Below are 26,300 nucleotides of genomic sequence, written 5' to 3'. Positions count from 1 at the left end.
CCCGACCGCGGTACGCGCGTCGCGCCGGGCGACCTGGTCGCCCGGCGCGACGTCGTCTCCGGCCCCGTTCAGCAGGACGCCCCCTGCCGGAAGGCCCGCTCGACGTGGGAAGCCAGCCCGGCCTCGTACCAGCCGACGCCCGGGCGGATCGGGTGGCCGGTGAACAGCTCCACCCGGGACCCGAACCGCACCAGGTACGCCTCGGCGTCACCGGCGTCGTTGCGGATCAGTCCGCCGCGCCGCCCGTAGATGCGCTCCAGGTCGCCGAAGGACATGCCGACCGACGCGCCGGCCGGGGAGCGGGGCGGGACGGTGGCCGTGCCCACCGACACCAGCCGGCCGTCCCGGAAGGCCAGCAGGATCACCCCGGCCCGGGCCCCGGTCGCGCCGGCGGTCAGCACCCCGGTGCAGCCGGGCACCGTCCAGTCGATCAGGCCGGCCGCCGTGAGCCGGTCCAGCCGGGCGCCGATCCGGTACGGGCCGGCGCCCCCGACGCTGAGCACCTCGACCGCCGCGAGGGCCGCCCGGCCGCCCGTCGGCGCCCGGTCAGCGGTCGTCCCGGCCGCCGATCCAGCGGCGGAGATCGGCGCGGCGACGGTCACCGGGACGGCGGCGGCCAGGGCCAGCAACCCGGTGAGGACGGTGGACGAGAGACGGTTCATGGCGGGTCTCCTTCCGTTGGCTTCTCCTTGCCCTGTTGGTCTCCGGCCGGGCCGGTTCGGTTCGTCGGGTTGCCGACCGTCCCGCCGCACCACCGCGAGGCGACGCCGTCGGGACAGCCGCCGGCCGGGTGCGGCGTCTACCGTCGAGGGAACGGCGGCCGGGTGGCGATCGGCGGAGGTGATGCGGTGACCGCGCCGACGCGGATCGGGGCCTACCGGGTGGAGCGGCTGCTCGGAGCGGGCTCCTTCGCGACGGTCTGGCTCGCGTACGACCCGGCGCTCGACGGCCGGGTGGCGATCAAGGTGCTGGCCGAGAACTGGAGCCACGACCTGCGGGTGCGGGAACGATTCCTGGACGAGGCGCGGCTGCTGCGCCGGCTCGACCACGACCGCCTGGTCCGCGTGCACGCCGTGGGCGAACTGCCCGACGGCCGTCCGTACGCCGTGCTGGCCTGGGCGGACGGCGGCAGCCTCCGGGACCGGTTGGCCGGTGGCACGCCGCCGGTGGCCGACGCCGTCACGTTGCTCGACGAGATCGCGGCGGGGGTCGCGGTGCTGCACCGGCACGGGGTGGTGCACCGTGACCTCACACCGGGCAACATCCTCTTCCGGTCGGGGTCGGGCCACGAGCGGGTGCTCATCGCTGACCTCGGTCTGGCCAAGGCGCTCGCCGCCGCCTCCGGGCTGACCGCCCGGGCGGGGACCCCCGGCTACATGGCGCCGGAGCAGGACGACCCGTTCGCCGTCGTCGACACCCGTGCGGACGTGTTCGGGCTGGGGCGCCTCGGGCTCCGGCTGCTCGGCGACGCCACGCTGCCGGCACCCGTCCGGGAGGACCGGCGTGCCGGGAGGGCCCTGCCACGGCTGCGGGTCGGCGTGCCGCCGGGGGTGGCCGCGGTGCTCCGTACCGCCACCGCGGCGCGGCCGGCCGACCGTTACCCGGACGCGACGGCGTTCCGCGCGGCCCTCCGGCACGCCGCGACGGCACCCACCGGGCGGGCTGCGGCAACCACCGACGGGCCGTCCGGTGGTGCCGCGCCCCGGCGCCGCGGGCGGCGGCTCACCGCCTCGGCGGCGGTCGCGCTGGTGCTCGCCGCCCTGGGCGCCACCGCGGGCGACGCGGCCGGGCACGCCCCGAGCGGCGCCATCGGACGCAGCGGGCCGCTCACCGTCGCCCTGCCGGCCGGCTGGCGGGCCGGCGGCACCGGCTGGGCGGGGCAGTACGCCGAGGACGGTGAACTGGAACCGGCGCTGGTGGTCTCGCCGGACCCGGACCGCTGGGCAGCGGATCCGGGGGTGCCCGGCGCGTTCGTCGGACTGTCCGCCGGCACGGCCCGCCGCACCACGCCGGAGGGCTTCCTCGCCGAACGCCCGCACGCGGACTGCGCCGCGGCGCCGCTGCGACGCACCCGGCAGGGCGGCGTCGACTGGGTGGTCGCCGCGTTCGCCTGCCCCGCCGGCCGGCCGCTGATCGTCGAGGCCGCCGCGCGGACTGCCGGCCCGGCCGGCCTGCTCTACGTGCAGCTCACCCCGCCGCCGGGCAGCGGCACGGACTTCGTCGACACCCTGCTCGCCGGGGTGCGGGTCCGGTAGGCCGCCCGGTCAGACCACCACGACCGTGACCGGGTACGCCCTGCCGTCCTGCGGGATGGTGACCACGACGGTGCCGGTCCGGAGGAACCGGATGTCCACCACTCCGGCCTCGTAGCTGCGGGACACGAGATCCTCGCGGTCCACGGTGACCTGACCCGGCCCGATGCCCCGGATGCGCAGCACCCCGCCGGTGGCGAAACAGAGCGACTTCAGCAGTGCCAGCTCGGTGTCGGCGAGGACCAGGTCGTAGCGCACCGCGCCGAGACACGCGCTCGGCAGCGCGGCCGACGTCGACGCGGTCGGTCGGGCTGTCCGGCTCCGGGGCGGCGCGGGGCTCCGGCCCGGCGGCGCGGCCGTCGACGGCGCCGGGGCGGGAGCGGCCGTGGTGGGCGGCGCGGCGGCGCCGACGGTGGTGGCCGCGGGCGCCGGTGGCCGGACCGGCAACGGCGAGACCGGGCGGTCGGCGCAACCCGGCACCCCGCTGAGGACGGCGAGGGCGGCGAGGGCGGCGGCTCCCGGTCCGTGGGCCCGGTGCGTGGCGCGGACCTCCTCGCGGCGTGGCGGCTCAGCCATCGGACATCCGCTGGCGGACCTGCCGGCGGGCCTCGTGCATCCGGGACTTGACGGTCCCCTCGGGCAGGTCGAGCAGGCCGGCGATCTCGCGGTAGCTCAGCCCGAGCACGTCCCGCAGGGTCACCGCCTCGGCGAGCTCGGGCGGAACCGCGTCGAGCGCGTCGAGCAGGTCGATCCGGGTGCCGGCCACCACGCTGGTCCGCCGCGGATCGGGCGGGTCGGGCAGCGGCACGCCGCCGGCCTCGAGCTGCCAGCGCCGGCGCAGTACCCGGTAGGTGGAGCGCGCCCGGTTCGCGGTGAGGCGGTAGAGCCAGGTGCGGAACGACGACCGCTCCTCGAACCGGGTGATCCCCCGGGCCAGTGCCAGAAGCGCGTCCTGGCAGGCCTCCTCGGCGTCCTGCCGGTGGGGCAGCAGGCGGGCGCACTGGCGCAGCACCTCGGGCCGCACGACGACCAGCAGCGCGTCGAGCGCCCGCGGGTCGCCGCGCGCGGCCGACCGGGCCAGCTCGTCGGTACCGTCCGGGAGAGGCATCAGCTCGTCCAGTGCTCGCCGGGGGGCCGGGCCTCCAGGCTATGCCCGCCGCCGCCCGGACGCCCCCGGACGAGTCCGGCAGCCGACGCAACTCCGGGCCGCCCGCCGGGAAACCGGGCTGACCGGCCGGGCGCGGCGCCCGTACCCTGCCGGCATGCTCGTTCCCGACCTGCCGCTGCGCACCGACCGCCTGCTGTTACGCGCCTTCACCCTCGACGACCTGGCCGTTCTCCGCGACTACCGTGGCCGGCCGGAGGTCACCCGGTTCCTCTACCACGAGCCGTACGACGACGCCGCCGCGCGGGCGGCGGTGGAGCGGATGGTGCGGCGCACCGCCTTGCGGGCGCCGGGTGACGTGCTCAACCTGGCCCTCGTCCTGGCGGAGACCGGCGAGTTCGTCGGCGACGTGCTGCTCAGCTGGACCAGCGGGGAGCACCGGCAGGGCGAGATCGGCTACGTCGCGCACCCCGCGCACACCGGCCGGGGGTACGTCACCGAGGGGGCCCGGGAGATGCTGCGGCTCGGCTTCGACGGCCTCGGGCTGCACCGGATCGTCGGCCGGCTGGACGCCCGGAACGCCGCCTCGGCGCGGGTGCTGGAGCGGCTCGGCATGCGCCGCGAGGCGCACCTGCGGGAGAACGAGTTCGTCAAGGGCGAGTGGACGGACGAGGCCGTGTACGCCCTGCTCGCCCGGGAGTGGCGGGCCCGGCCCGCCGGCGCCTGACGCGGCGCGGCCCGGCACCCGCGAGGGTGCCGGGCCGCGACGGTCGCCGGGATCAGTGCCGGTTGCGGTAGGCCTTGATCGCGCTGTCGACGATGTCCCAGACCACGACCAGGACGGTGCCGGCCACCACGATCGTGGCGATGGTGTTCAGGTTCTCCTCGCGCCCGAGCCAGGTGAAGCGGTCGACGAAGTCGGGGTTGAGCAGCCGGTCGGTCGACATCAGCCAGACGACCGGCACCGCGAACGCCAGGTCGAGCACCGCGTTCACGGCGACCAGCGGCCACGTCCAGCGCCCGGCCCGGTACTTGGCGATCTCCACGCCGACGGTGGCGACGAGCACGGCGATGAGGAACGGCAGCCAGAAGCTCCACAGCGCCGGGTCGAGGATCGGCAGGTTGCCGTCGTCGCCGCTGGGCACGAACGAGTGGAAGTGCTGGATCGGCAGGTACGCGATGACCAGCACCAGCCAGCCGATCGCGGCGGTGACGTCGACCAGGGTGATCTGCCGGTTGGCCTGCACCTCGGGGAGTTCGTCGACGCTCCACGCCGGCAGGTTCAGCGACGTGTTGGTCCGCTCGAGCACCGCGAAGACCAGCGTGACCCAGAAGGCGATCTGGACCGCGACCTGCAGGGCGGTGGCGACGCCCTCGCCGACCGCGCCGCCGGGGTTCTTCCCGTCGGTGGCCTCCAGCAGGCCGACGATGATCCCCACGGTGGCCGGGACGAAGCTGAGCAGCAGCTTCATCAGCCGCTCCCAGGCCAGGTAGTAGGCCGGGCCGATGAGCTGGAGGCGCCGGTCGGCGTAGCGGGCGGCGAGCTGCGCCGGGTTGCCCAGTTCGGTGAGGACCTCGCGTTCGGCGGTGTCGGCGTCCCGGCCGTCGGCGCGGCGGCCGTCGATCATGTCCTCGATCGAGCCGCGCAGCTCGGTCTCGATCTCGGCGCGCCGGGCGGCCGGCACCGTCCGGAGGGTCGCGGCGAGGTAACGGTCGGTCAGCGAGCTCATCGCTCCACTCCTTCGATCAGGCTGGTGAGAGAGGTCTGGACGGCGGCAAGGTCGTCGAGGAGCCGCCGGAGCACGCTCTCGCCCTCGTCACTGGTCCGGTAGAACTTGCGCGGTCGGCTTTCCTCGGTGTTCCACTCGCTGGTCAGCAGCCCCTGTTCCTCGAGGCGGCGCAGCAGCGGGTAGAGCGTGTTGGCGTCCACCGGGAAACCGTGGCCGGTGAGCCGTTGCAGCAGCGCGTAGCCGTAGTCGGGACGGCGCAGGGCGACCAGGCTCGCCACCACGACGGTGCCCCGACGCAGTTCCTGGAGGTGGGTCCGGAGGATCTCGTCGGTGACCATGCGTCACACGATACTGTGCGCCACACACCATTGTCCAGTCCTACAGCATCGTGCCGCACACAACGCTGTGGAGGAAGGCGTCGACCACGGCTCAGCCCGTGGCGGCGGTCGCCGCCGGACCGAGCGGATCCACCAGGAACAGCTGGTCGTCGCGGTCCGCGCACGGCTCGGCCAGTGCCGCTTCCGCCGGGGCGGTCGTGTCGTCGCGGATCCCGAGGCACAGACCCTCCCGGGCCGAGCGGATCCGGTACGCCCCGTCCGTCGACGCCTCGAACCGGAACACCTGCTCCAAATGCCGGGCGTCGCAGTCGTCCCACGGCTCCAGCAGGAACATGCCGGGGGAGTCGCCGCGGACGGTGAGGCAACCGGACCCCTTGACCGGGTGCCGCCACGTGAGGAAGTAGCCGTCGCCCACCGGCTCCAGGAACGTCTCCGGCGGGGTGGCGCCCTCGCAGAGCCGCTGGACGAGGATCTCGCTGCGGTACGCCCCCGTACGGTCGCGCCCTTCGCTCAGGCAGAGCTGGGGAGTGCGGGCCGGCCGGATGCGGACCCGGCCGGCCGGCGGGGCGGCTCCGGTGCTCGTCGCGGTTCGCGCGACCGGCGGGTCGTCGCCGACGCCGGACCCGGGGGTGGCGAGCCAGACGCCGGTTCCCACGGCGACGGTCACGGCCACGGCGGCGAGCGCGAGCAGCCCTCGGACGAGGTTCCGGCCCCGGCCGCCGGGGGCCGGGTCCGGGCGGCTTGGGGGCGTCGGACCGCCGGCGTCCGCCTCCGGACCGGGCGGGGGCGGCGCGGTGCCGGGTACGGACCGCGTGGGATCGGAAGCGGACGGCGCGGAGCCGGGGGCGGGCGGAGCGGGGACGAGCGCCGCGACCGCGAGCCGGTCCCGGGCGTGCAGCCACGCGGCGACGAGGTCGCCCTGGCCGCAGGCGCGGACGAAGGCGGCCACCACCTCCGGGCGGGGCAGGGTGTCCCGGTTCAGGACGTCGGCGATCGTGCTGCGGGCCAGGACGTCCCCGTTGCCGGCGGCCCGCTGCGCCAACTGCCGGTAGGTGAGGCCGGACCGTTCCTTGAGCGTGCGCAGCGCCGCCAGGAAGCCGGCCGGGTCGGTGATCCGGTCGAGCTGATATTCCCCGTGATCCATCTGATCATTCTGCGGCAGTGACGGGGCGGGCCATCGGCGCCGCTGTCCGACGATCCGGACAGAAACCCGGACACGCGGGGTTGACCAGCGCCGATGGCCTCGCGCCCCGCCGAGGGCATTGCCGGTCACGATCGTGCTACCTACCGTGAGGCTCCGCGAGCCGCAGTGCCGGCCGCAGGTGTGCCACTTCATGGGGGAGGTACCGATGACCGAGGTCGTTCCGGCGTGCCCGTCCGGCGCGGCGACGCCGGGGGAGTACGTGGCGGCGCTGCGTCAGCTCCGGCAGGGTTCCGGGCTCACGTACCGGGAGATAGCCCGGCGCGCGACCGCCGCCGGGCACTGGCTGCCACCCAGCACCCTGGCCGCCGCCCTGGCCCGTGTCACCCTGCCCCACGAACGCGTCGTGTTGGCGTTGCTCGCGGCGTGCGGCACGCCGGATGCGGAGGCGCGGCGTTGGCTGGCGGAACGCAACGAGATCGAGACGCGCCTGGCCGAGGCGGCCCGGCCGGACCAGACGCGCCTGGTGGCGTCGTCCCGCCGCGAGGGCGTACCGCCCGACGACGCGGGGCCGCAACGCCGCGCCGCGGGTGTGGTGGTGGCCTGTGCGGTTGGCGTGCTGGCCGGCGCGGCGGGCGTGCTGGCCGTACGGCGGCGCGGTGGATCCGGATGCGCCAGGGGATGCCAACGTCGCCGGTGTGCGCCAGGGGGGTGACGTGGCGCGCGGGAAGCCCCACCCGGCAGCCGGCCGGGTGGGGCGTCGCGGCGGTCCCCGACGTCAGGGGCGCAGCTGGTTCGCGTAGACGTACTCGCCGACCGACCGGCCCGTGGCCAGGCCGGCGTCGGCGTCGAAGCGGTAGTGCACCCCCAGGTAGAGCCGGCTCATCGCGTCTTCCCGGGCCGCCGCGTCGAACCCGGTCATCCGGCGGACGACGCCCTGGGCATTCGGGTCGTCGGTGGTGGCGTCGAACGCGATCGCGTCGGTGCCGAAATAGCGCCGCATGACGGCCGACCAGGCGCCCGCGAACGTGGCGTGCCCCGAGATGTACGCCGGGAACGAGGGGGAGAAGGAGATGCCCGCCCGGTCCTGCGAGAGCGGCTCCCAGCCGGCGTCGCCGAGGTCGTCGATCGCGGTGTCCGGGCGCCAGAGGTCGATCCGGGTCTGGAACTTGGCGTCCCAGGCGGCGATGCCGGCGTCCGCGAGGGCGAGGCTGACCAGCCCGAACAGCCGGGCGTTGGCGAGGATGCCGAGCTGGCGCTGCACCGCCACCGTCCGGGTGAGCGTGAGCAGCTGGCCCGGCGGCTTGTAGGTGCCGCCCAGGTCGTTGGCCCAGAAGAAGGCGATCTGCGTCTGCTCGGGCGTGCGCGCGGCCGACACCCGCCCGCCGTAGTCGCGTACCTCCTGCACCTGGCTCTGGTACTCGGCCGTGCCCAGCAGCGCCTCGTAGCTGGCGGCGCCGGCGGGCAGACCGGGACGGAACTGCCGGCCGGAGGTCAGGGCGAACGGTGTCACCAGACCCCAGTTGGGGGTCCCGGCCGGGCGGCCCTCGGTCGGCCGCCAGGAGCCCCGCACCCCGTCGAGCTGGTAGGGCGGGTCGTCCGCGTCGGCCGAGCCGTCGGCGGCCCGGGCCGAGAGGTTGGCCTCGGCCGCCGCCGTGCCGACCGACTCGCCCCGGCTCACCTCGTCGGAGTTGGTTGCCGACGGCCGGCGGGCGACGGCCCCGTCGTACGCGGCGGCGAACGACCGGCCCGGGTAGAGGGCGGTCAGCACCGTGTACGCGGCCCGGTCGACCGCGGCGTGCAGCGACGGCGCCGTCACGTCGTCGAGGGTGCCCGGGTACCGCACCGGCACCCGGACCCGGTACGGCTGCCCGACGCCGGTGACGGAGACGGCCGCGTCGTGCATCGCCGCGTGCATGATGGCGGCCTCGCGGGCGATCACCGTGGGTTGCCGGTCCACCGCCCGGAACGTCTGGGTCAGCACCTCATCCCAGTACAGGACGGGGTCCGTCGCCGGGTCGGCGGGCAGCGGCACGAGCGAGACGTTGTCCAGCCGTACGGTGGCGGCGGGCCGGGCGCCGAGGTGGAACAGCAGCACCGCCTTCGGGTCACCGAACGGGGAGACGAAGTCGAACGAGAAGCGCCGCGTCGTGCCGTCGAGGTCCACCGTGCGGTCGACGGCGGAGGTGTATGGGCTGTCGACCCGCGAGACCGAGACGCGGACATCACGGGCGATGCTCGCCGCCGCGTCGAACCGGAGCCGGTAGCGCTGCCCGGCGGTCACCCCGAACTCGAAGTGCCCGACCAGGTCGTCCCAGGTGTGGGGAGCCGCCTGCGGGCCGGCGGTCCGAATGGTCAGCTGGCCGGATTCCACGGTGGTGCGGGTCGCGGCCAGTCGCGTCCACCACGGCTCGGTGCTGCCGTGGTCGAACGTACCGTTGATGATCAGATCGCCGGTCGCGGCGGTGGCCGGGGCCGGCCGCAGCGTGGCGGGCAGGGTGACCGCCAGCGCGGTCGCGAGTGCCGCGCCGAAGATCCGGCGCAGCAGCCGCCGGCGTCCGCCGCGGCGTGCGGCCAGGGGTGGCTTCATGGAGATCCCTCCGGACGGTGGAGGCGGCGTGGTCAGCCGCCGGGGACCGGCTGACCGTAGGGATGTCCGCCCTGTTCACCGCCGCCGAACAGGGGTGCGGAACCAATCCGCACAGGGCCTCGGTGGGCCGGCCCCGGCGCCGTCGGCCGGGGAGATCCACACCACCCCCGGCGGTCCGCCCCGCGCGGCCGCTGGAGGTCGTCGCCGGCGCGGGGCTAGGGTGAGCTGACCGACCCATGACCACGACCGGGGGGGCGCCACGCATGGGCGATTCGTTCGCGCATCTGCACGTACACACCGAGTACTCGATGCTCGACGGGGCGGCCCGGCTCAAGGACCTCTTCGCCGAGGCCGCGCGGCTCGGCATGCCGGCGGTGGCGATCACCGACCACGGCAACATGCACGGCGCGAACGATTTCTACAAGCAGGCCATGGCCGCCGGGGTGAAGCCGATCCTCGGCGTCGAGGCGTACGTGGCGCCGGAGTCGCGCTTCCACAAGCAGCGGGTCAAGTGGGGCCGCCCGGAGCAGAAGAGCGACGACGTCTCCGGCAACGGCGCCATCACCCACATGACCATGTGGGCGGCGAACCGCGACGGCCTGCACAACCTCTTCAAGCTCAACTCGCGCGCCTCCATGGAGGGCCACTACGTCAAGTGGCCCCGCATGGACATGGAGCTGATCGCCGAGCACGCCGAGGGCATCATGGCCACCACCGGCTGCCCCTCGGGCGCGGTGCAGACCCGCCTGCGGCTCGGCCAGTTCGACGAGGCGCTCAAGGTCGCCGCCGCGTACCAGGACATCTTCGGCAAGGACAACTACTTCCTGGAGATCATGGACCACGGCCTCGACATCGAGCGCCGGGTCCGCGACGGGCTCACCGAGATCGCCCGCAAGCTCGACATCCCGCCGGTGGTCACGAACGACTCGCACTACACCCACGAGGCGCAGGCCGAGGCGCACGACGTGCTGCTCTGCGTGCAGACCGGCAGCAACGTCGCCGACCCCAACCGGTTCCGCTTCGAGGGCGGGGGCTACTTCGTCAAGTCGGCCGAGCAGATGCGCGCCGTCGACTCGTCCGAGCTGTGGCAGCAGGGCTGCCGCAACACCCTGCTGGTGGCCGAGAAGGTCGACCCGGCCGGGATGTTCGAGTTCCACAACCTCATGCCGCGGTTCCCGATCCCGGAGGGGGAGACCGAGGAGTCCTGGTTCCGCAAGGAGACCTTCGCGGGGTTGAAGCGCCGCTTCCCGAACGGCATCCCGGAGGGGCACGTCGTCCAGGCGGAGTACGAGCTGGGCGTCATCATCCAGATGGGCTTCCCGTCCTACTTCCTCGTGGTCGCCGACTTCATCCAGTGGGCGAAGAGCCAGGGCATCGCGGTCGGCCCGGGCCGTGGCTCGGCCGCCGGCTCGCTGGTCGCGTACGCCCTGGGCATCACCGACCTGGACCCGATCCCGCACGGCCTGATCTTCGAGCGGTTCCTCAACCCCGAGCGCATCTCGATGCCGGACGTCGACATCGACTTCGACGAGCGCCGGCGCGGCGAGGTGATCCGCTACGTCACCGACAAGTGGGGCGAGGACAAGGTCGCGCAGATCGCCACCTTCGGCACCATCAAGGCGAAGGCCGCGATCAAGGACTCGGCGCGGGTGCTCGGCTACCCGTACGCGGTGGGCGACCGGATCACCAAGGCGATGCCCCCGGCCGTGATGGGCAAGGACATCCCGCTGTCCGGCATCTTCGACCCGAAGCACCCGCGCTACGCGGAGGCGGGCGAGATCCGCGGCCTCTACGAGTCCGACCCGGACGTCAAGAAGGTCATCGAGACGGCGAAGGGCATCGAGGGCCTGATCCGGCAGACCGGCGTGCACGCCGCCGGCGTCATCATGTCCGCCGAGCCGATCATCGAGCACATCCCGCTCATGCGGCGGGACTCCGACGGCGTCATCATCACGCAGTTCGACTACCCGACCTGCGAGTCGCTCGGGCTGCTCAAGATGGACTTCCTCGGCCTGCGCAACCTCACGATCATCGACGACGCGGTCAAGAACATCCAGCTCAACCACGGCAAGGAGCTGGACCTGCTGGGCCTGCCGCTGGACGACAAGGCGGCCTACGAGCTGCTCGCCCGCGGTGACACGCTGGGCGTGTTCCAGCTCGACGGCGGGCCCATGCGCTCGCTGCTGCGGCTCATGAAGCCGGACAACTTCGAGGACATCTCCGCCGTGCTGGCCCTCTACCGGCCCGGCCCCATGGGCGTGGACTCGCACACCAACTACGCGCTGCGCAAGAACAACCTCCAGGAGATCACACCGATCCACCCGGAGCTGGAGGAGCCGCTGCGCGAGATCCTCGCCCCCACCTACGGCCTCATCGTCTATCAGGAGCAGGTGCAGCGCGCCGCGCAGATCCTCGCCGGCTACAGCCTCGGCCAGGCCGACCTGCTCCGCCGCGCCATGGGCAAGAAGAAGAAGGAGATCCTCGACAAGGAGTTCATCCCGTTCCGGGACGGGTGCCGCGAGCGCGGCTACTCCGACCAGGCCATCCAGGCCGTGTGGGACGTCCTCGTCCCGTTCGCCGGCTACGCGTTCAACAAGGCGCACTCCGCCGCCTACGGCCTGGTGTCGTACTGGACCGCGTACCTCAAGGCGCACTACCCGGCGGAATACATGGCGGCGCTGCTCACCTCCGTCGGCGACGACAAGGACAAGATGGCGCTCTACCTCTCCGAGTGCCGCCGGATGCGCATCCAGGTCCTTCCGCCGGACGTCAACACCTCGGCCGGGCCGTTCACCCCGGTCGGCGAGGACATCCGCTTCGGCCTGGCCGCCGTGCGCAACGTCGGCGCGAACGTGGTGGCCGCGATCATGCGGTGCCGCGAGGAGAAGGGCGACTACGCCGACTTCTACGACTTCCTGTCCAAGGTGGACGCGGTCGCCTGCAACAAGAAGACCATCGAATCGCTGATCAAGGCGGGCGCCTTCGACTCGCTGGGCCACAGCCGGAAGGGCCTGCTCGCCGTGCACGCGGACGCCATCGACGCGTACGCCGACGTCAAGCGCAAGGAGGCCGTCGGCCAGTACGACCTCTTCGGCGCCGGCTTCGGCGACGTGGACACCGGCAGCACCACGGTGATGCCGGTCATCGCCGAGGGGGAGTGGGACAAGCGGGACAAGCTCGCCTTCGAACGCGAGATGCTCGGCCTGTACGTCTCCGACCACCCGCTCTTCGGGCTGGAGCACGTGCTCGGCGCGGCGGCGGACACCACCATCACCGCGCTCTCCGAGGAGGGCAGCGTACCCGACGGTGCGGTGGTCACCCTGGCCGGCATCCTCTCCGGCGTGCAGCGCCGGGTCACGAAGCAGGGCCGGGCCTGGGCGTCGGCCACCCTGGAGGACCTGGCCGGTGGGGTGGAGACCCTGTTCTTCCCCAACACCTACGAGGTGATCGGGCAGTACATCGCCGAGGACGCCATCGTGGTGGTGAAGGGCCGGGTGGACCGCCGCGACGACACGCCGCGGATCATGGCGATGGACATGCAGATGCCCGACATCAGCAGCAACCCGGCGAACAAGCCGGTCACCCTCACCATCCCGGTGCACCGCTGCACGCCGCCGCTGGTGGAGAAGCTCAAGGAGACGTTGGTGCTGCACCCGGGCGACACCGAGGTGCACGTCAAGCTGCTCAACGGCGGCAAGACCACCACGCTGCGCCTGGGCCCGTTCCGGGTGGCCGCCACCACCGCGCTGATGGGCGACCTGAAGAGCGTCCTCGGCCCGGCCAATGTGAGCTGACCGCCGGCGCCCGCCAGGATCGCACTCAGTCCGGGAGGTGGTGGCCCCGCCGACGGCACGAGGCCGATGCCTCCGGGGCCGGGCGCGATCGTGCGGCAACAGCGACCGCCGGGTGCCGAGGGTTGGCGACTCTCGCCGATCAGGCGGGTATTTGTCGTTATCGTGGGGAAATGTCCCGTAGGCAGTTGCTGGCCGCCGTGCCGGTCCTGATCCTGTCGGCCGGGCTCGTCGCCTGCACCGTCCGGGAACCCACCACGGAGGCGCTGACCAGCCCGTCCGCCGCGGCCTCGCCGGATGGGACGTTCGGGCCGCTGGTGGCGGGCATGCCGACGTACCCGGCGGCCGGAAACGTGTACGCGGCGGCCGGCGCCGACCAGCTCGCCGCCCAGGTCCGCGGCGACCGGCCGTTGGTCTACGTGCCGAACACCAAGAGCAACGACGTCTGGGTGATCGACCCCACTACCTACAAGGTGGTGGACAAGTTCCCTGGCGGCCCCGAGCCGCAGCACGTGGTGCCCTCCTACGACCTGCGCACCCTCTACGTGGCATCCAGCCAGATCCCGCGGGGCGGCCTGGTCCCGATCGACGCGCGGACCGGCAGGCCGGGCCCGTTCCGGAAGCTCGACGACGTCTACAACCTCTACTTCACGCCCGACGGCAAGCAGGCGATCGTGGTCGCCGAGGCGTACCAGCGGCTGGACTTCTACGACGTGAAGACCTGGCAGCGGGTGCGGTCGGTCCGGTTCCCCGAGTGCGGCGGCATCAACCACATGGACTACACCGCCGACGGCAGGACGATGCTGTTCAGCTGCGAGTTCGCCAACCGGATGCTGGTGCTGGACACCGCGAGCCTCCGCAAGCTGCGCGAGTTCCGGCTCACCGAGACGGCCGACGGCATGCCCCAGGACACCCGGCTCACCCCCGACGGGCAGCACTTCCTGGTCGCGGACATGCACGCCAACGGGGTGTACGTCTTCGACGGCCGGGCCACCCGGCAGACCGGGTTCATCCGCACCGGCCGGGGCGCCCACGGCATCTACTTCAACCGCGAGGCCACGCTCGCCTACGTCACCAACCGGGACGAGGGCAGCGTGACCGTACTCGATCTGGCCGGCCTGAAACCCAGGACGACCTGGCGGATCCCCGGCGGCGGCAGTCCGGACATGGGCGGCCTCTCGGCGGACGGCAAGCAGCTCTGGCTCTCCGGGCGGTACCACGACGAGGTGTACGTGCTGAGCACGGAGACCGGCAAGCTGCTGGCCCGCATACCGGTCGGCCGGGGACCGCACGGCCTGACCATCTGGCCGCAGCCCGGCCGCTACTCGCTGGGGCACACCGGGAACATCCGGTAGGACCGCCCCGGCCGGGGCGTCCGCGGCGGCCGGCTCACACCGGCCGGTATTCGACCTCCGGCCGCCCGGGGGTGCCGTAGCGAGGTGCGCGGACCGCGCGGTCGGCGGAGACCAGGTACTCCAGGTAGCGCCGGGCGGTCACCCGGGAGATCCCCGTACGGTGGCCGACCTCGGTGGCGGAGAGCCCGCCGTCACCGAGTGCCGCCAGCACGGTGTGCAGGGTCTGCTCGTCCAGGCCCTTCGGCAGGGTGTGCCGGGTCGCGCCGCGCAGGGTGGCGAACATCCGGTCCACCTCGTGCTGGGCGGCCACCTCGCCGTCGGCGAGGGCCTGCCGCCGGTATTCGGCGTACCGCTCCAGCTTGTCGCGGAACGCGGCGAAGGTGAACGGCTTGAGCAGGTAGTGGGTCACCCCGAGGGACACCGCGGTGCGGACCACCGCGAGGTCCCGCGCCGAGGTCACCGCGAGCACGTCCACGCTGCTGCCCGCCGCCCGCAGGGCCCGGCACACGTCCAGGCCGTGCAGGTCGGGTAGCCGGAAGTCGAGCAGGACCAGGTCGACGTCCGCACCGCCGCTCCGGCGCAGCGCCGCCATCGCGTCCCGCGCGGTGTGCGCCACGCCGACCACCACGAAGCCGGGCACCCGTTCGGTGTACGCCCGGTGCGCCTCGGCCAGCAGCGGCTCGTCCTCCACCACCAGCACCCGGACGTCGTTCATCGGGCCGCCCCCGCCACCGGCAGCCGGACGGTGAAAACGGTCTCCCCGTCGTCGGTGCGGACGACCTCCGACGTGCCGCCGTGCCGGCGGACCACCTGCCCGACCAGCGCCAGGCCGAGCCCCCGGCCGGCGCTCTTGGTGGACCAGCCGCGCCGGAACGCGTCCGCCACCCGGCCCGGGTCCAGCCCGGGGCCGCTGTCGCCGACACGGATCACCAACTCGTCGTCGACCGTGCCGACGAAGATCCGGACCCGGCGCGGCGGCGGGGTGCCGGCGACCGCCTCCAGGGCGTTGTCGACCAGGTTGCCGACGACGGTGAGCAGGTCGGTGCCGGGCAGGGGGCTGTCGTCGAGCCGGCAGTCCGGCTCGATCACCAGGTCCACGCCGCGCTCGCCGGCCCGCGCCGACTTGCCGAGCAGCAGGGCAGCCAGCGCCGGTTCGGTCACCGCTCCGACCACCCGGTCGGTGAGCTGCTGGGCGAGCGCCAGGTCGCGGGTGGCCAGCCGGACGGCCTCGTCGGTGCGGCCCAGCTCGACCAGGGTGAGCACGGTGTGCAGCCGGTTCGCCGACTCGTGGGTCTGCGCCTGCAGAGCCTCGGTGAGGGCGCGCACCGAGTCCAGCTCGCTGGCGAGGTTGCGTAGCTCGGTCTGGTCGCGCAGGGTCAGCACGGTGCCGAGCGCCGCGCCCTCGAAGCGGGTGGTCCGCTGGTTGGCCACCAGCACCCGGTCGCCGGCCAGGATCGGCTCGTCGTGCGCGTCCCGGCCGGAGTCGAGCAGCTCGGCCACCGCCGGGGGCAGGTCGATCCCGCTGACCGGCCGGTCGGTCACGGCGGCGTCGTCGGCCAGGCCGAGCAGTCGCCGGCCCTCGTCGTTGACCAGCGCCACCCGGCAGTCCCGGGTCAGCACCACCAGCCCCTCGCGCACGGAGTGCAGGACCGCGTCGTAGTACTCGTACATCCGGGTCATCTGGTTCGGCCCGAGGCCGTGGGTCTGCCGGCGGAGCCGGCGGCTGAGCAGCCAGGACCCGGTGGCCGCGAGGGCCAGGGCGGGCCCGGCGGCGCCGAGCAGGATCGGCACCTGGGCGAGCAGCTTCCGGTTGATGGCCTTGGTGGTGATGCCCACGGAGACCAGCCCGATGATGCGGTGCTCGCCGTCGTACACCGGGACGACCGCGCGCACCGATTCGCCGAGCGTGCCGACGTTGGTGATGGTGAACGGCTCCCCGGAGAGCGCCGGACCGATGTCGCCGATGAACGGCTGCCCGATGAGCTTCGGGTTCGGGTGCGAGTAGCGGGTCCGGTCCGGGGCCATCACCACCACGAAGTCCGTTCCGGTGGCGACCCGGGTGGCCTCCGCGTACGGCTGGAGGGTGGCCGGCGGGTCGGCGCCGGTGAGGGCCGTGTGCACGTTGGGGGAGCCGGCGACGGCCTGTGCCACGGCCAGCACCTCGTCCTTCGCGGCCTGGTGGGAGTCGCTGCGGGCCAGCCAGACGGCGCCGGCCGCGCCGGCCAGCACGAGCAGCGTCACCACCACCGCCTGGAGGGCGAAGAGCTGCCCCGCGATGCTCCATTGCCGTCGGGCCACGTTCCCCTCCTCCCGCCGCCGGTCGTCGGCAAGTCTGGCGCACCCCGCCGGTGCGGTTTCGCCCGTGCGATACGCGGGTGAACAGAATGAACGCAAGCGTGCCCCGCAGTGAGATCGGCCTCACATTGTGGGCATGGACACCACCACCACCACACCCACCCCTGAGGCCGCCCGGCCCACCCGCCGGGACCGGACCCGGTACCTCTACCTGGCGGTCATCGTGGCCGTCGTCGCCGGCATCGTGGTCGGCCTCGCCGCGCCCGAGGTCGGCAAGGAGTTGAAGCCGCTCGGCACCGGCTTCGTGAACCTGATCAAGATGATGATCAGCCCGGTCATCTTCTGCACGATCGTCCTCGGCGTCGGATCCGTCCGGCAGGCCGCCCGGGTCGGCAAGGTCGGCGGCCTCGCACTCGGCTACTTCCTGCTCATGTCGACGGTGGCGCTCGCCATCGGCCTGGTGGTCGGCAACATCATTCACCCCGGCTCGGGTCTGAACCTCGGCCCGGAGGTGGCGGACGCGGGCAAGTCGGCCGCCGGTGGCGAGAGCGGTGACACCGTCGAGTTCCTGCTCGGCGTCATTCCCACCTCGCTCTTCTCCGCGCTGACCGAGGGCTCGGTGCTCCAGACGCTGCTCGTCGCCCTGCTGGTCGGCTTCGCCGTGCAGGCCATGGGCCGGCGCGGCGAGCCCGTGCTGCGGGCGGTGGAGGTCATCCAGCGCCTGGTCTTCAAGGTGCTCGCGATGATCATGTGGGTGGCCCCGATCGGCGCGTTCGGCGCGATCGCCGCGGTGGTCGGCGCGACCGGCGTGGACGCGCTGACCAGCCTGGCCCAGATCATGCTCGGGTTCTACGCCACCTGCCTGATCTTCGTGATCGTGGTGCTCGGCGCGCTGCTGCGGCTGGTCTCGGGTGTCTCGATCTTCGGCCTGCTGCGCTACCTGGGCCGGGAGTTCCTGCTGATCCTGTCCACCTCGTCGTCGGAGTCGGCGCTGCCCCGGCTGATCGCCAAGATGGAGCACTTCGGTGTCAGCAAGCCGGTCGTCGGCATCACCGTCCCCACCGGCTACTCCTTCAACCTCGACGGCACCGCGATCTACCTGACGATGGCCGCGCTGTTCATCGCCGACGCGCTGGGCAAGCCCATGGCGGTCGGCGAGCAGATCGGCCTGCTGGCCTTCATGATCATCGCCTCGAAGGGCGCCGCCGGGGTGACCGGCGCGGGCCTGGCCACCCTGGCCGGCGGCCTCCAGTCGCACCGGCCGGACCTGGTCGACGGGGTCGGCCTGATCGTCGGCATCGACCGGTTCATGTCCGAGGCCCGGGCGCTGACCAACTTCGCCGGCAACGCGGTGGCCACCGTGCTGGTCGGCACCTGGACCGGCGAGTTCGACCGGGCGCAGGCCGCGGCCGTGCTCAGCGGGCAGCGCCCGTTCGACGAGACGACCATGCTGGACGAGGACGAGCCGCCGGCCGGCGGGGACACCGCGGAGGTGCCGGCGCACCAGCCCGCCAGGCTGGCCGACGCGCCGTCCTGAGCCGGCGGGCAGCCCGGACGTGTCCCGGGCCGGGCCGGACGTCGATCCGGCCCGGCCCCGTGCGGCGCAGGCCGCCGCCGGGGAATTGGCCGTCCCGGTCGCCGATGGCGATCGTTAGCGTCGGTGGCATGGACCTGGAGCAGGCGCAGAAGCTGTGGCAGCCGGAGGCCGGCTGGCTGAACACCGCCACCTACGGGCTGCCGCCCGATCCGGCCTGGACGGCGGTGCAGGACGTGCTCGCCGACTGGCGGGCCGGGCGGGTCTCCTTCGAGGGCTGGGGCGAGTCGGTCGGTCGGGCCCGCTCGGCGTTCGCCCGGCTGGTCGGGGTGGCGCCGGCCGACGTGGCGATCGGCAGCACGGCCTCGCAGCTGCTCGCCCCGGTGGCCGCCGCGCTGCCGGCGGGCGCCACGGTGGTCGTCCCGGAGGTGGAGTTCACCTCGAACCTGTTCCCCTGGCTGGTGCAGGAGGAGCGGGGCGTCCGGGTACGCACGGTGCCGCTCGCCGGCCTGGCCGACGCGATCGACGCCGACACCGACCTGGTCGCGTTCAGCCTCGTGCAGTCCGCCGACGGCACCGTGGCCCCGTACGAGACGGTCGTCGCGGCGGCCCGGGCGCACGGCGCCCTCGTGGCGGTGGACGCCACCCAGGCCGCCGGCTGGCTGCCCTTCGACGCGGGACTGGCCGACGTGGTGGCGGTGGCCGCGTACAAGTGGCTGATGGCCCCGCGCGGCGCGGCCTTCGCCTACCTGGCACCAGCCCTGCGTGAGCGGCTGCGCCCCGACGCGGCCGGCTGGTACGCGGGTCAGGACCCGCAGTCGTCCTACTACGGCCCGCCGCTGCGGCTGGCCGACGACGCCCGGCGGTTCGACATCTCCCCGGCCTGGTTCAGCTACGTCGGGGCGGCGCCCGCCCTGGAACTGCTCGCCGAGATCGGGCTGCCCGCCGTGCACGCCCACGACGTGGCGCTGGCCAACCGGTTCCTGGCCGGACTCGGCCGGCCCCCGGGCGACAGCGCGATCGTCACCGTCGAGGTGCCGGACGCGCAGGAGAGGCTGGCCCGGGCCGGGGTGCGCGCGGCGGTCCGCGCCGGACGGGTCCGCGCCTCGTTCCACCTCTACACCACGGAGGAGGACGTCGACCGGGCCGCGGCGGCGCTGGCCGGCTGAACGGGGGCGCGCCCGCCCCGGGACCGGGCGGGCGCGCCCCTGGACTCAGGCCAGGTGGCCACCGATCTTCGTGTAGCCGCGCAGCAGGTCGCGGGAGATGATGAGCCGCTGCATCTCGTCGGTGCCCTCGAAGATCCGGTACAGCCGGACCTGCCGGTACCAGCGCTCGATCGGCAGCTCCCGGGTGTAGCCCATGCCGCCGTGGATCTGGAGCACCCGGTCGACCACCCGGTTGACCATGCCGGCGCCGTAGAGCTTGCCCATCGACGAGGCGTGCCGCGGGTCCAGGCCCTGGTCGACGGTCCACGCCGACTTCAGCACCAGCCAGCGGGCCGCCTCCAGCTCGGTCTCCGAGTCAGCGATCATCCACTGGATCGCCTGGTTCGTGCCGATCTTCGCGCCGAAGGTCTCCCGGGTGTTGGCGTGGTCGATCGCCATCTGCAGGGCCCGCTCGGCGATGCCGATGGCGTGCGACGGGATGGTGTAACGGCCCTTGCCGATCCACTCCATGCCCAGGGTGAACCCCTGGCCGATCTCGCCGAGGATGTTGCGGTGCGGCACGCGTACGCCGTCGAAGATCAGCGACGCCGGACCGCCCTCGCCCATGGTCTGGATGAACTCCGACCGCCAGCCCATCGCCCGGTCCACGAGGAACGCGGTCGCACCGCCGTTGCGGGCGCCCTTCTCCGGGTCGGTCACCGCCACCACGATGGCGAAGTCGGCGTCGTTGCCGTTGGTGATGAACGTCTTCTCGCCGTCGAGGACCCAGTCGTCGCCGTCGCGGCGGGCGCGCAGCTTGATGTTCGCGGCGTCCGAGCCGGCGCCCGGCTCGGTGATCGCGAAGCAGGAGATCCGTTCGCCCTCGATGGTGGGGAGGAGGAACTCGCGTTTCTGCTCCTCGGTGGCGTGGAACAGGATGTTGTCCGCCTCGCCACCGAAGCGGAACGGCACGAAGGACCGGCCCAGCTCGGTCCAGATCAGCGACTGGAGCACCGCGGGCAGGTCCATCCCGCCGTACTCCTCGGGAGTGGCCAGGCCCCAGAAGCCGAACTTCTTCGCCTTGAGCTGCAACTCGCGCAGCTCGGACCGGTCCAGGCCGGGCCGGTGGGCGCGCTCGCGGCGCAGCACCTCCTGCTCCAGCGGCAGCACCTCGCGGGTGACGAAAGCGCGAACGGTGTCCCGGACGGCCCGTTCCTCGTCGGACAGTGCGAAGTCCACGTTGCTCCCTCGGTCGGCGTGGCGACCGCCGCGGGCGGCGGCGGTCACTCTTAAACTAGCGGTGCAAGTTTTCATCCGTCCAGACCCCTCCACCGACCGTCGCGGTGAGGCCCGTCGGCCCTGCCCCGGTTAGGGTGCGTGAGCAGGTGTTCCGACGGGGGAGGCGGCGTGGCGGGATTCGACCGGCGAGAGGCGCGCGGCGCAGGCGGCGGCCCGGCGCGGGTGGCCTGACGTGCCCAGACCCCGACAGGCCCTGCTCAACCGGGAGCGGATCGTCGAGACCGCGCTCGCGCTGATCGACGCCGACGGCCTCGGCGCCCTCTCCACCCGCCGGCTGGCCGCCGCGCTGAACGTGCAGGGCCCCTCGCTCTACAACCACTTCGCCACCAAGGACGAGATCCTCGACGCGGTCGCCGACAGCGTCACGGCGTCCGTCGACGTCAGCGTCTTCGACCGGTACGACTGGGTCGAGGCGCTGCGGCGCTGGGCCGGGTCCTACCGCCAGGCCCTGGCCGTCCACCCGAACATCGTCCCGTACCTGGCGCAGGGGCCGGGGCGGCGGCCGGCCGCCCTGGCCATGGCCGACGCCGTCTACGGCGCCCTGGTCCGGGCGGGCTGGCCGCCGGCCCGGGCCACCCACATCGGCGCCGCCCTGCGCTACTTCGTGGCCGGCTCGGCGCTCGGCTCGTTCGCCCGCGGGTTCGTCGAGGACCCGGAGCTGTACGCGGCCCACCCGCACCTCAACCAGGCGCACCGGCTCCGCGGCCACCAGCGCAGCGTCGACGAGGGCGCGTTCGCCCTCGGCCTGGACGCTCTGCTGCACGGCCTCGCCGCCGAGTACGCCCGGACGGTGACCCCTCTGGAACGCGGCACCGGTCCGGGGTAGCGTCAAAACTCCCACTGCTAGTTTCCCGCCCCCGAAGGGACGCCATGGATCTCGCCGACGCGCCCCCCGCCCTGCTGGTCCGCCGCCATCTGCACCTCGCCGGGGACTGGGTCGACCCGGCGGACGGCGAGACGATCCCGGTCGAGAACCCGGCCACCGGGGAGATCGTGGGACAGGTGCCCGCCGGCACTCCGGCCGACGTGGACCGGGCCGTCGCCGCCGCCCGGGCCGCCTTCCCCGGCTGGGCCGCCACGGCCCCCGCCGAGCGCGCGGCCCACCTCGACCGGCTGCACGCCGCGCTCGCCGCCCGGGCCGACGACATCGCCCGCACCGTGGCCCTCGAACTGGGCACCCCGCTGAAGCTCGCCACCCGGGTGCAGGCCGGCCTGCCGCTGACCGTGCTGCGCAGCATGGTCGACCTGGCCGCCCGCCCGCTGGCCGAGCGGACCGTCGGCAACTCGCTCGTCGTCCGCGAGCCGGTCGGTGTGGTCGGCGCCATCACGCCATGGAACTACCCGCTGCACCAGGTGGTCGCCAAGGTGGCCCCGGCCCTCGCCGCCGGGTGCACGGTGGTGCTCAAGCCCAGCGAGCTGACCCCGCTCACGGCGTACCTGCTGTTCGACGCGGTCGCCGAGGCCGGGCTGCCGCCCGGGGTGGTCAACCTGGTGCCGGGCACCGGGCCGGTGGTGGGCGAGGCCCTGGCCGCCCACCCCGACGTCGACCTCGTCTCGTTCACCGGCTCCACCGCCACCGGCCGGCGGATCGCCCACCTGGCCGCCGACCGGATCGCCCGGGTCGCCCTGGAACTCGGGGGCAAGTCGGCCAACGTGCTCCTCGCCGACGCCGACGTGCCGGCCGCCGTCAAGGTCGGTGTCGGCAACGCGCTGCTGAACTCGGGACAGACCTGCACCGCCTGGACCCGGATGCTGGTACACCGCGACCGCTACGCCGAGGCGCTGGACGTGGTCGCGGCGGCCGTGGCCGGATACCGGCTCGGTGACCCGTTCGACCCGGCCACCCGGCTCGGCCCGCTGGTCTCCGGCGCCCAGGCCGAGCGGGTCCGCGGGCACGTCGACCGGGCCCTCGCCGACGGCGCCCGGCTCGTCGCCGGCGGCCCGGACGCGCCGCTGCCGCCCCGCGGCCACTTCGTCGCGCCCACCGTCCTCGCCGACGTGCACCCGGACAGCGCCCTCGCCCAGGAGGAGGTCTTCGGCCCGGTGCTCGCGGTCATCCCGTTCGCCGACACCGACGAGGCGGTCGCCATCGCCAACAACTCCCGGTACGGGCTGGCCGGCGCGGTCTGGTCCGCCGACGAGGAGGCGGCGCTGGCGGTGGCCCGGCGGCTGCGTACCGGTCAGGTCGACGTCAACGGCGGCGCGTTCAACCCGCTCGCCCCGTTCGGCGGCTACAAGCAGTCCGGCCTCGGCCGCGAACTCGGCGCCTACGGTGTCGAGGAGTTCACCGAGCTGAAGGCGATCCAGCGGTGAGGGCGCTCGTGGTCCGCGGCCGGGGCGCCACCCCCGCCGTCGAGGACGTCCGCCTGCCCGCCCCCGGCCCCGGTGAGCTGCGGGTCCGCATCCGGGCCGCCGGCATCTGCCACTCCGACCTGGCCATGGTGGACGGCACGGTGGCGCCCACCTATCCGCTGGTGCTCGGGCACGAGGCGACCGGCGTGGTCGCCGGGGCGGGCCCCGGCACCCGGCTGGCCGTCGGCACGCCCGTGGTACTCAACTGGGCCCCCGCCTGCCGTGCCTGCTGGCACTGCCGGCACGGCGAGCCCTGGCTCTGCGCCGCGAACACCGGAGCCTCGGTGGCCCGCGGCGAGACCGCCGACGGCGGCCCGCTCCAGGTGACCCTGGGTCTCGGCGCGCTGGCCGAGGAGGTGGTGGTGCCCGAGCGGGCGGCCATCGAGGTCCCGGCCGGCCTGCCGCCGGAGCAGGCCGCCCTGCTCGGCTGCGCCGTGCTCACCGGCACCGGCGCGGTCCGCAACACCGCCCGGGTCCGCCCCGGCGAGTCGGTGGCGGTGATCGGCCTCGGCGGGGTGGGCCTCGCCGTGCTCACCGCCGCCCGGCGGGCCGGCGCCGGACCGATCCTCGCCGTCGACGTGGCCGAGGCGAAGCGGGACCTCGCCCTCGCCGCCGGAGCCACCGACTTCCTCCGCTCCGACGACACCCTCGCCAAGGAGGTCCGGGCACGCACCGAGGGCCGGGGCGTCGACCACGCCTTCGAGTGCGTCGGCCGGTCCGTCACCATCCGGGCCGCCTGGCGGTCGACCCGGCGCGGGGGAGCGGTCACCGTGGTCGGCATGGGCGGCAAGGACGACCTGGTGAGCCTGTCGGCGCTGGACATCTTCCACTCGGCCCGGACCCTGCGCTCCTCGGTCTACGGCTCCTCCGACCCGGACCGGGAGGTGCCGGAACTGGCCGCCGCGCTCGCCGACGGCAGTCTGGACCTGGCGCCCCTGGTCAGTGGCGCCATCCCGCTGGCCGAGGCGCCCGCGGCACTGGCCCGGCTGGCCCGGGGCGAGGGCGCCCGCTGGGTGGTCACCTTCCCGGACTGATCTCGGCCTCGCCCTCGATCAGCGCGGCGATCCCGTCGAGCAGCCGGCGCAGGCCGAAGTCGAAGACCGTCTCCAGGTCCACGTCGACGCCACCGCTGGTCAGGGCGTCCATGGTGGCCAGCCCGCCGCCGGCCATCAGCTGCTGGAAGGTGGCCTGCTGCCGCTCCACCCACTGGTCGTGGGTGAGGCCGGTGTCCTGCTCCGCCTGCGCGCCCATCTCCAGGTTCGTCGCGATGCCCTTCACGTAGGCCATCAGGGTGATCGCCACGTGCCAGCGCACCTGCCGGTCCAGGCCCAGCCCGGCGGTGGCCCGCAGGGCCCGGTCGGTGTGTGCCATGCCGTGCGGCAGCGGCTGCGGCCGGGCGATCGAGATGACGTGCGGCAACCAGGGGTGCCGCCGGTAGACGGCCCACTGCGCCCGGGCCAGCACGTCCAGGCGGGCGCGCCAGCCGGCCGGCTCGGCGGCCGGCAGCGGGGCGTCGGCCAGCACCGCGTCGGCCATCGCCAGGATCAGCTCATCGCGGCCGCGCACGTGCCGGTAGAGCGACATGGTGGCGACCCCCAGCTCGCCGGCGATCTGCCGCATGGACACCGCCGCCAGGCCACCCTCGTCCGCCAGTGCCAGCGCGGTGCGCAGCACCCGTTCCCGGCTCAGCTCCGGCTCCGTTCGCGCCGGCTCCCGCCGTGGCGGAGCGACCACGGTGCCGGCGCCGGGGCGGGTCAGCACCAGCCCCTCGGCGCGGAGCAGGGCGAGCACCCGGGTCGCGGTGGCGATGGCCACCCCGTGCTCGCGGGTGAGCTGCCGGGCCGAGGGCACCCGGTCGCCGGGCCGCAGCTCGCCCAGGTCGATGCGGCGGCGGATCTCGGCGGCGATCCTGCGGTACGGCGGTTCCGGACCCCGATCCCGTTGCGACATCCCGGCAGCGTACTAGTACACCCGCCTCGCGGGGCGGCCCTGAACGGGCAGCGTACTAGGTCGCCGGGAGCGCCCAGCCGCGCCGGACCCTAGCGTCCTACCCGCACCGGATGGACGGTGTACGCGCGATCTCGGGAGGACGCCATGAACGACAGGACCGTGCTCATCTCCGGCGCCGGCGTGGCCGGCCCGGCCCTCGCCTTCTGGCTGCGTCGGCACGGCTTCGCCGTGACCGTGGTGGAACGCGCCCCCGGGCTGCGTCCCGGCGGGCAGGCGGTCGACGTGCGGGGGACCGCCCGCGAGGTGGTCGACCGGATGGGGCTGACCGCCCGCATCCGGGCCGAGACCGTCCGGGAGAAGGGCATGGCGTACGTCGACGAGCGGGGCGCCACCCGCGCCCGGCTGCCGGTGCACGCCTTCGACGGCGAGGGGATCGTCGCCGACATCGAGATCGAGCGGGGCGATCTGGCCCGGCTGCTGTACGAGGCGACCCGGAACGACGTCGAGTACGTCTTCGACGACTCCATCGAGACGCTGGAGCAGACCGGGGACGGGGTGCGGCTCACCTTCGCCCGGTCCGCCCCGCGCACCGTCGACCTGGTCATCGGCGCGGACGGCTCGCACTCCCACACCCGGGCCCTCGCCTTCGGCCCCGAATCGGCGTACGTCCGGCCGCTCGGCGCGTACCTGGCCTATTTCTCCACGCCGTACCGGGACGAGACCGGCTGGTTCCTGCTGCACAACGCCCCCGGTGGCCGGGTGGTCGGCACCCGGCCGACCCGCGACGGCCGGACCGCCGCCTTCTTCAGCTTCCGCTCGGGTGCACTCGACGTGGACCGGCGGGACCGGGCGGCCCAGCAGCGGCTGCTCGCCGAGCGCTTCGCCGGCGTCGGCTGGCGCGCCGCCGAGCTGCTGGCCGCGGCGCCCGACGCGGGTGACTTCTACTTCGACCGGTACGGCCAGGTGCGGATGGAGTCGTGGAGCACCGGCCGGGTGGCGCTTCTCGGCGACGCCGCCTGGTGCCCGTCGCCGCTCACCGGGCAGGGCACCAGCCTCTCGCTGGTCGGGGCGTACCTGCTGGCCGGCGAGCTGGCCGCGGCGCGGGGCGATCACGCGCTGGCCTACCGCCGCTACGAGGAGCTGCTGCGGCCGCACGTGACCCGCGGCCAGGAGCTGCCGGGCGGCGGCATCGGCGGCTTCCTGCCGGAGAGCCGGGCCGCCATCCGGATGCGCGACGCGTCGATGCGGGCCATGACCTCCCGCCCACTGCGCGGGCTCGCCACCCGGCTGTTCTTCAGCAAGGCCGACGGGCTGGACCTGCCGGAGTACGCGGCCGCCCGGTGACGGTGGCGCCCCACATGTCGACACCCGCCGATCCGTCCGGACGTCGGCGGACGGGCCCGCCCCCTATGGGGAGCGG

Annotated in this window: 22 protein-coding genes; 11 read left to right on the top strand and 11 right to left on the bottom strand. The window is 74.0% G+C overall.

Going from position 1 to position 26,300, the window contains the following annotated elements; all coding sequences use genetic code 11:
• Positions 1–68 precede the first annotated feature (68 nt).
• Positions 69–662, bottom strand: coding sequence for a hypothetical protein (locus ABZW14_RS28165; protein WP_355352086.1), 594 nt, complete (start codon positions 660–662; stop codon positions 69–71).
• A 186-nt stretch (positions 663–848) separates the two neighbouring features.
• On the opposite strand from ABZW14_RS28165, the gene ABZW14_RS28160 reads away from it, so the two are divergent.
• Complete coding sequence (locus ABZW14_RS28160; RefSeq protein WP_355352083.1) at positions 849–2,255, top strand: serine/threonine-protein kinase; 1,407 nt, start codon at positions 849–851, stop codon at positions 2,253–2,255.
• A 9-nt stretch (positions 2,256–2,264) separates the two neighbouring features.
• On the opposite strand, the gene ABZW14_RS28155 is transcribed toward ABZW14_RS28160, so the two are convergent.
• Positions 2,265–2,828, bottom strand: coding sequence for a hypothetical protein (locus ABZW14_RS28155; protein ID WP_355352080.1), 564 nt, complete (start codon positions 2,826–2,828; stop codon positions 2,265–2,267).
• Positions 2,821–3,360 (bottom strand): RNA polymerase sigma factor, encoded by a 540-nt coding sequence (locus tag ABZW14_RS28150; protein WP_355352078.1) that lies wholly within the window; start codon positions 3,358–3,360, stop codon positions 2,821–2,823. The genes ABZW14_RS28155 and ABZW14_RS28150 overlap by 8 nt, the downstream gene beginning before the upstream one ends.
• Before the next feature lie 154 nt (positions 3,361–3,514).
• Between ABZW14_RS28150 and ABZW14_RS28145 the strand changes: the two genes are divergently transcribed.
• A complete protein-coding gene (locus ABZW14_RS28145; protein WP_355352075.1) occupies positions 3,515–4,084 on the top strand; it encodes a GNAT family protein in 570 nt (189 codons plus the stop codon).
• 52 nt (positions 4,085–4,136) lie between these two features.
• On the opposite strand, the gene ABZW14_RS28140 is transcribed toward ABZW14_RS28145, so the two are convergent.
• The 3 genes from ABZW14_RS28140 to ABZW14_RS28130 form a co-directional block, all read right to left on the bottom strand.
• Complete coding sequence (locus ABZW14_RS28140; RefSeq protein ID WP_355352072.1) at positions 4,137–5,087, bottom strand: permease prefix domain 1-containing protein; 951 nt, start codon at positions 5,085–5,087, stop codon at positions 4,137–4,139.
• Positions 5,084–5,425, bottom strand: coding sequence for a PadR family transcriptional regulator (locus tag ABZW14_RS28135; RefSeq protein ID WP_355352069.1), 342 nt, complete (start codon positions 5,423–5,425; stop codon positions 5,084–5,086). Before ABZW14_RS28135 ends, ABZW14_RS28140 begins: the two co-directional genes overlap by 4 nt.
• Before the next feature lie 91 nt (positions 5,426–5,516).
• Positions 5,517–6,569: a helix-turn-helix domain-containing protein gene (locus ABZW14_RS28130; RefSeq protein ID WP_355352066.1), complete on the bottom strand. Its 1,053-nt coding sequence runs from the start codon at positions 6,567–6,569 to the stop codon at positions 5,517–5,519.
• Positions 6,570–6,774: 205 nt separating this feature from the next.
• Between ABZW14_RS28130 and ABZW14_RS28125 the strand changes: the two genes are divergently transcribed.
• On the top strand, positions 6,775–7,281 hold the full coding sequence (locus ABZW14_RS28125; RefSeq protein WP_355352064.1) for a helix-turn-helix transcriptional regulator: 507 nt from the start codon (positions 6,775–6,777) through the stop codon (positions 7,279–7,281).
• A 63-nt stretch (positions 7,282–7,344) separates the two neighbouring features.
• Here ABZW14_RS28125 and ABZW14_RS28120 read toward each other — a convergent pair whose 3' ends face one another.
• Positions 7,345–9,156 (bottom strand): carbohydrate binding domain-containing protein, encoded by a 1,812-nt coding sequence (locus ABZW14_RS28120; protein WP_355352061.1) that lies wholly within the window; start codon positions 9,154–9,156, stop codon positions 7,345–7,347.
• A 263-nt stretch (positions 9,157–9,419) separates the two neighbouring features.
• On the opposite strand from ABZW14_RS28120, the gene dnaE reads away from it, so the two are divergent.
• A complete protein-coding gene (dnaE, locus tag ABZW14_RS28115) occupies positions 9,420–12,950 on the top strand; it encodes a DNA polymerase III subunit alpha (RefSeq protein ID WP_355352058.1) in 3,531 nt (1,176 codons plus the stop codon).
• A 170-nt stretch (positions 12,951–13,120) separates the two neighbouring features.
• On the top strand, positions 13,121–14,302 hold the full coding sequence (locus ABZW14_RS28110; protein ID WP_355352055.1) for a hypothetical protein: 1,182 nt from the start codon (positions 13,121–13,123) through the stop codon (positions 14,300–14,302).
• A 34-nt stretch (positions 14,303–14,336) separates the two neighbouring features.
• On the opposite strand, the gene ABZW14_RS28105 is transcribed toward ABZW14_RS28110, so the two are convergent.
• Both ABZW14_RS28105 and ABZW14_RS28100 read right to left on the bottom strand, forming a co-directional pair.
• Positions 14,337–15,017, bottom strand: coding sequence for a response regulator (locus tag ABZW14_RS28105; RefSeq protein WP_355352052.1), 681 nt, complete (start codon positions 15,015–15,017; stop codon positions 14,337–14,339).
• Positions 15,014–16,600, bottom strand: a complete 1,587-nt coding sequence (locus ABZW14_RS28100) for a sensor histidine kinase (protein ID WP_355352049.1) — start codon at positions 16,598–16,600, stop codon at positions 15,014–15,016. The genes ABZW14_RS28105 and ABZW14_RS28100 overlap by 4 nt, the downstream gene beginning before the upstream one ends.
• Positions 16,601–16,733: 133 nt before the next feature.
• On the opposite strand from ABZW14_RS28100, the gene ABZW14_RS28095 reads away from it, so the two are divergent.
• Both ABZW14_RS28095 and ABZW14_RS28090 read left to right on the top strand, forming a co-directional pair.
• Positions 16,734–18,134, top strand: a complete 1,401-nt coding sequence (locus ABZW14_RS28095; RefSeq protein ID WP_355352046.1) for a cation:dicarboxylase symporter family transporter — start codon at positions 16,734–16,736, stop codon at positions 18,132–18,134.
• 128 nt (positions 18,135–18,262) lie between these two features.
• Positions 18,263–19,300 (top strand): aminotransferase class V-fold PLP-dependent enzyme, encoded by a 1,038-nt coding sequence (locus ABZW14_RS28090; RefSeq protein WP_355352043.1) that lies wholly within the window; start codon positions 18,263–18,265, stop codon positions 19,298–19,300.
• 45 nt (positions 19,301–19,345) lie between these two features.
• Here the strand turns inward: ABZW14_RS28090 and ABZW14_RS28085 are convergent, their stop codons facing one another.
• Entirely contained in the window at positions 19,346–20,518 is a 1,173-nt protein-coding gene (locus ABZW14_RS28085) for an acyl-CoA dehydrogenase family protein (RefSeq protein WP_355352040.1), read from the bottom strand.
• 232 nt (positions 20,519–20,750) lie between these two features.
• Between ABZW14_RS28085 and ABZW14_RS28080 the strand changes: the two genes are divergently transcribed.
• From ABZW14_RS28080 to ABZW14_RS28070, 3 genes are read left to right on the top strand one after another with little or no spacing between them, the layout of a single operon-like run.
• Complete coding sequence (locus ABZW14_RS28080; RefSeq protein ID WP_355352037.1) at positions 20,751–21,404, top strand: TetR/AcrR family transcriptional regulator C-terminal domain-containing protein; 654 nt, start codon at positions 20,751–20,753, stop codon at positions 21,402–21,404.
• A gap of 44 nt (positions 21,405–21,448) precedes the next feature.
• Positions 21,449–22,891, top strand: coding sequence for an aldehyde dehydrogenase family protein (locus tag ABZW14_RS28075; protein ID WP_355352034.1), 1,443 nt, complete (start codon positions 21,449–21,451; stop codon positions 22,889–22,891).
• Positions 22,888–23,964: a zinc-binding dehydrogenase gene (locus tag ABZW14_RS28070; RefSeq protein ID WP_355352031.1), complete on the top strand. Its 1,077-nt coding sequence runs from the start codon at positions 22,888–22,890 to the stop codon at positions 23,962–23,964. The genes ABZW14_RS28075 and ABZW14_RS28070 overlap by 4 nt, the downstream gene beginning before the upstream one ends.
• On the opposite strand, the gene ABZW14_RS28065 is transcribed toward ABZW14_RS28070, so the two are convergent.
• Positions 23,948–24,880 carry a TetR/AcrR family transcriptional regulator C-terminal domain-containing protein gene (locus ABZW14_RS28065; protein WP_355352028.1) on the bottom strand — a complete coding sequence of 311 codons (933 nt, stop codon included), beginning with the start codon at positions 24,878–24,880 and terminating at the stop codon, positions 23,948–23,950. The two genes, ABZW14_RS28070 and ABZW14_RS28065, sit on opposite strands and share 17 nt — an antisense overlap.
• Before the next feature lie 144 nt (positions 24,881–25,024).
• Between ABZW14_RS28065 and ABZW14_RS28060 the strand changes: the two genes are divergently transcribed.
• A complete protein-coding gene (locus ABZW14_RS28060) occupies positions 25,025–26,224 on the top strand; it encodes an FAD-dependent monooxygenase (RefSeq protein WP_355352025.1) in 1,200 nt (399 codons plus the stop codon).
• Positions 26,225–26,300 lie beyond the last annotated feature (76 nt).

Origin of the sequence: Micromonospora sp. NPDC004551, assembly GCF_040609975.1 — a bacterium.
GTDB lineage: Bacteria > Actinomycetota > Actinomycetes > Mycobacteriales > Micromonosporaceae > Micromonospora.
This window is presented reverse-complemented; position numbering and strand designations above follow the sequence as displayed.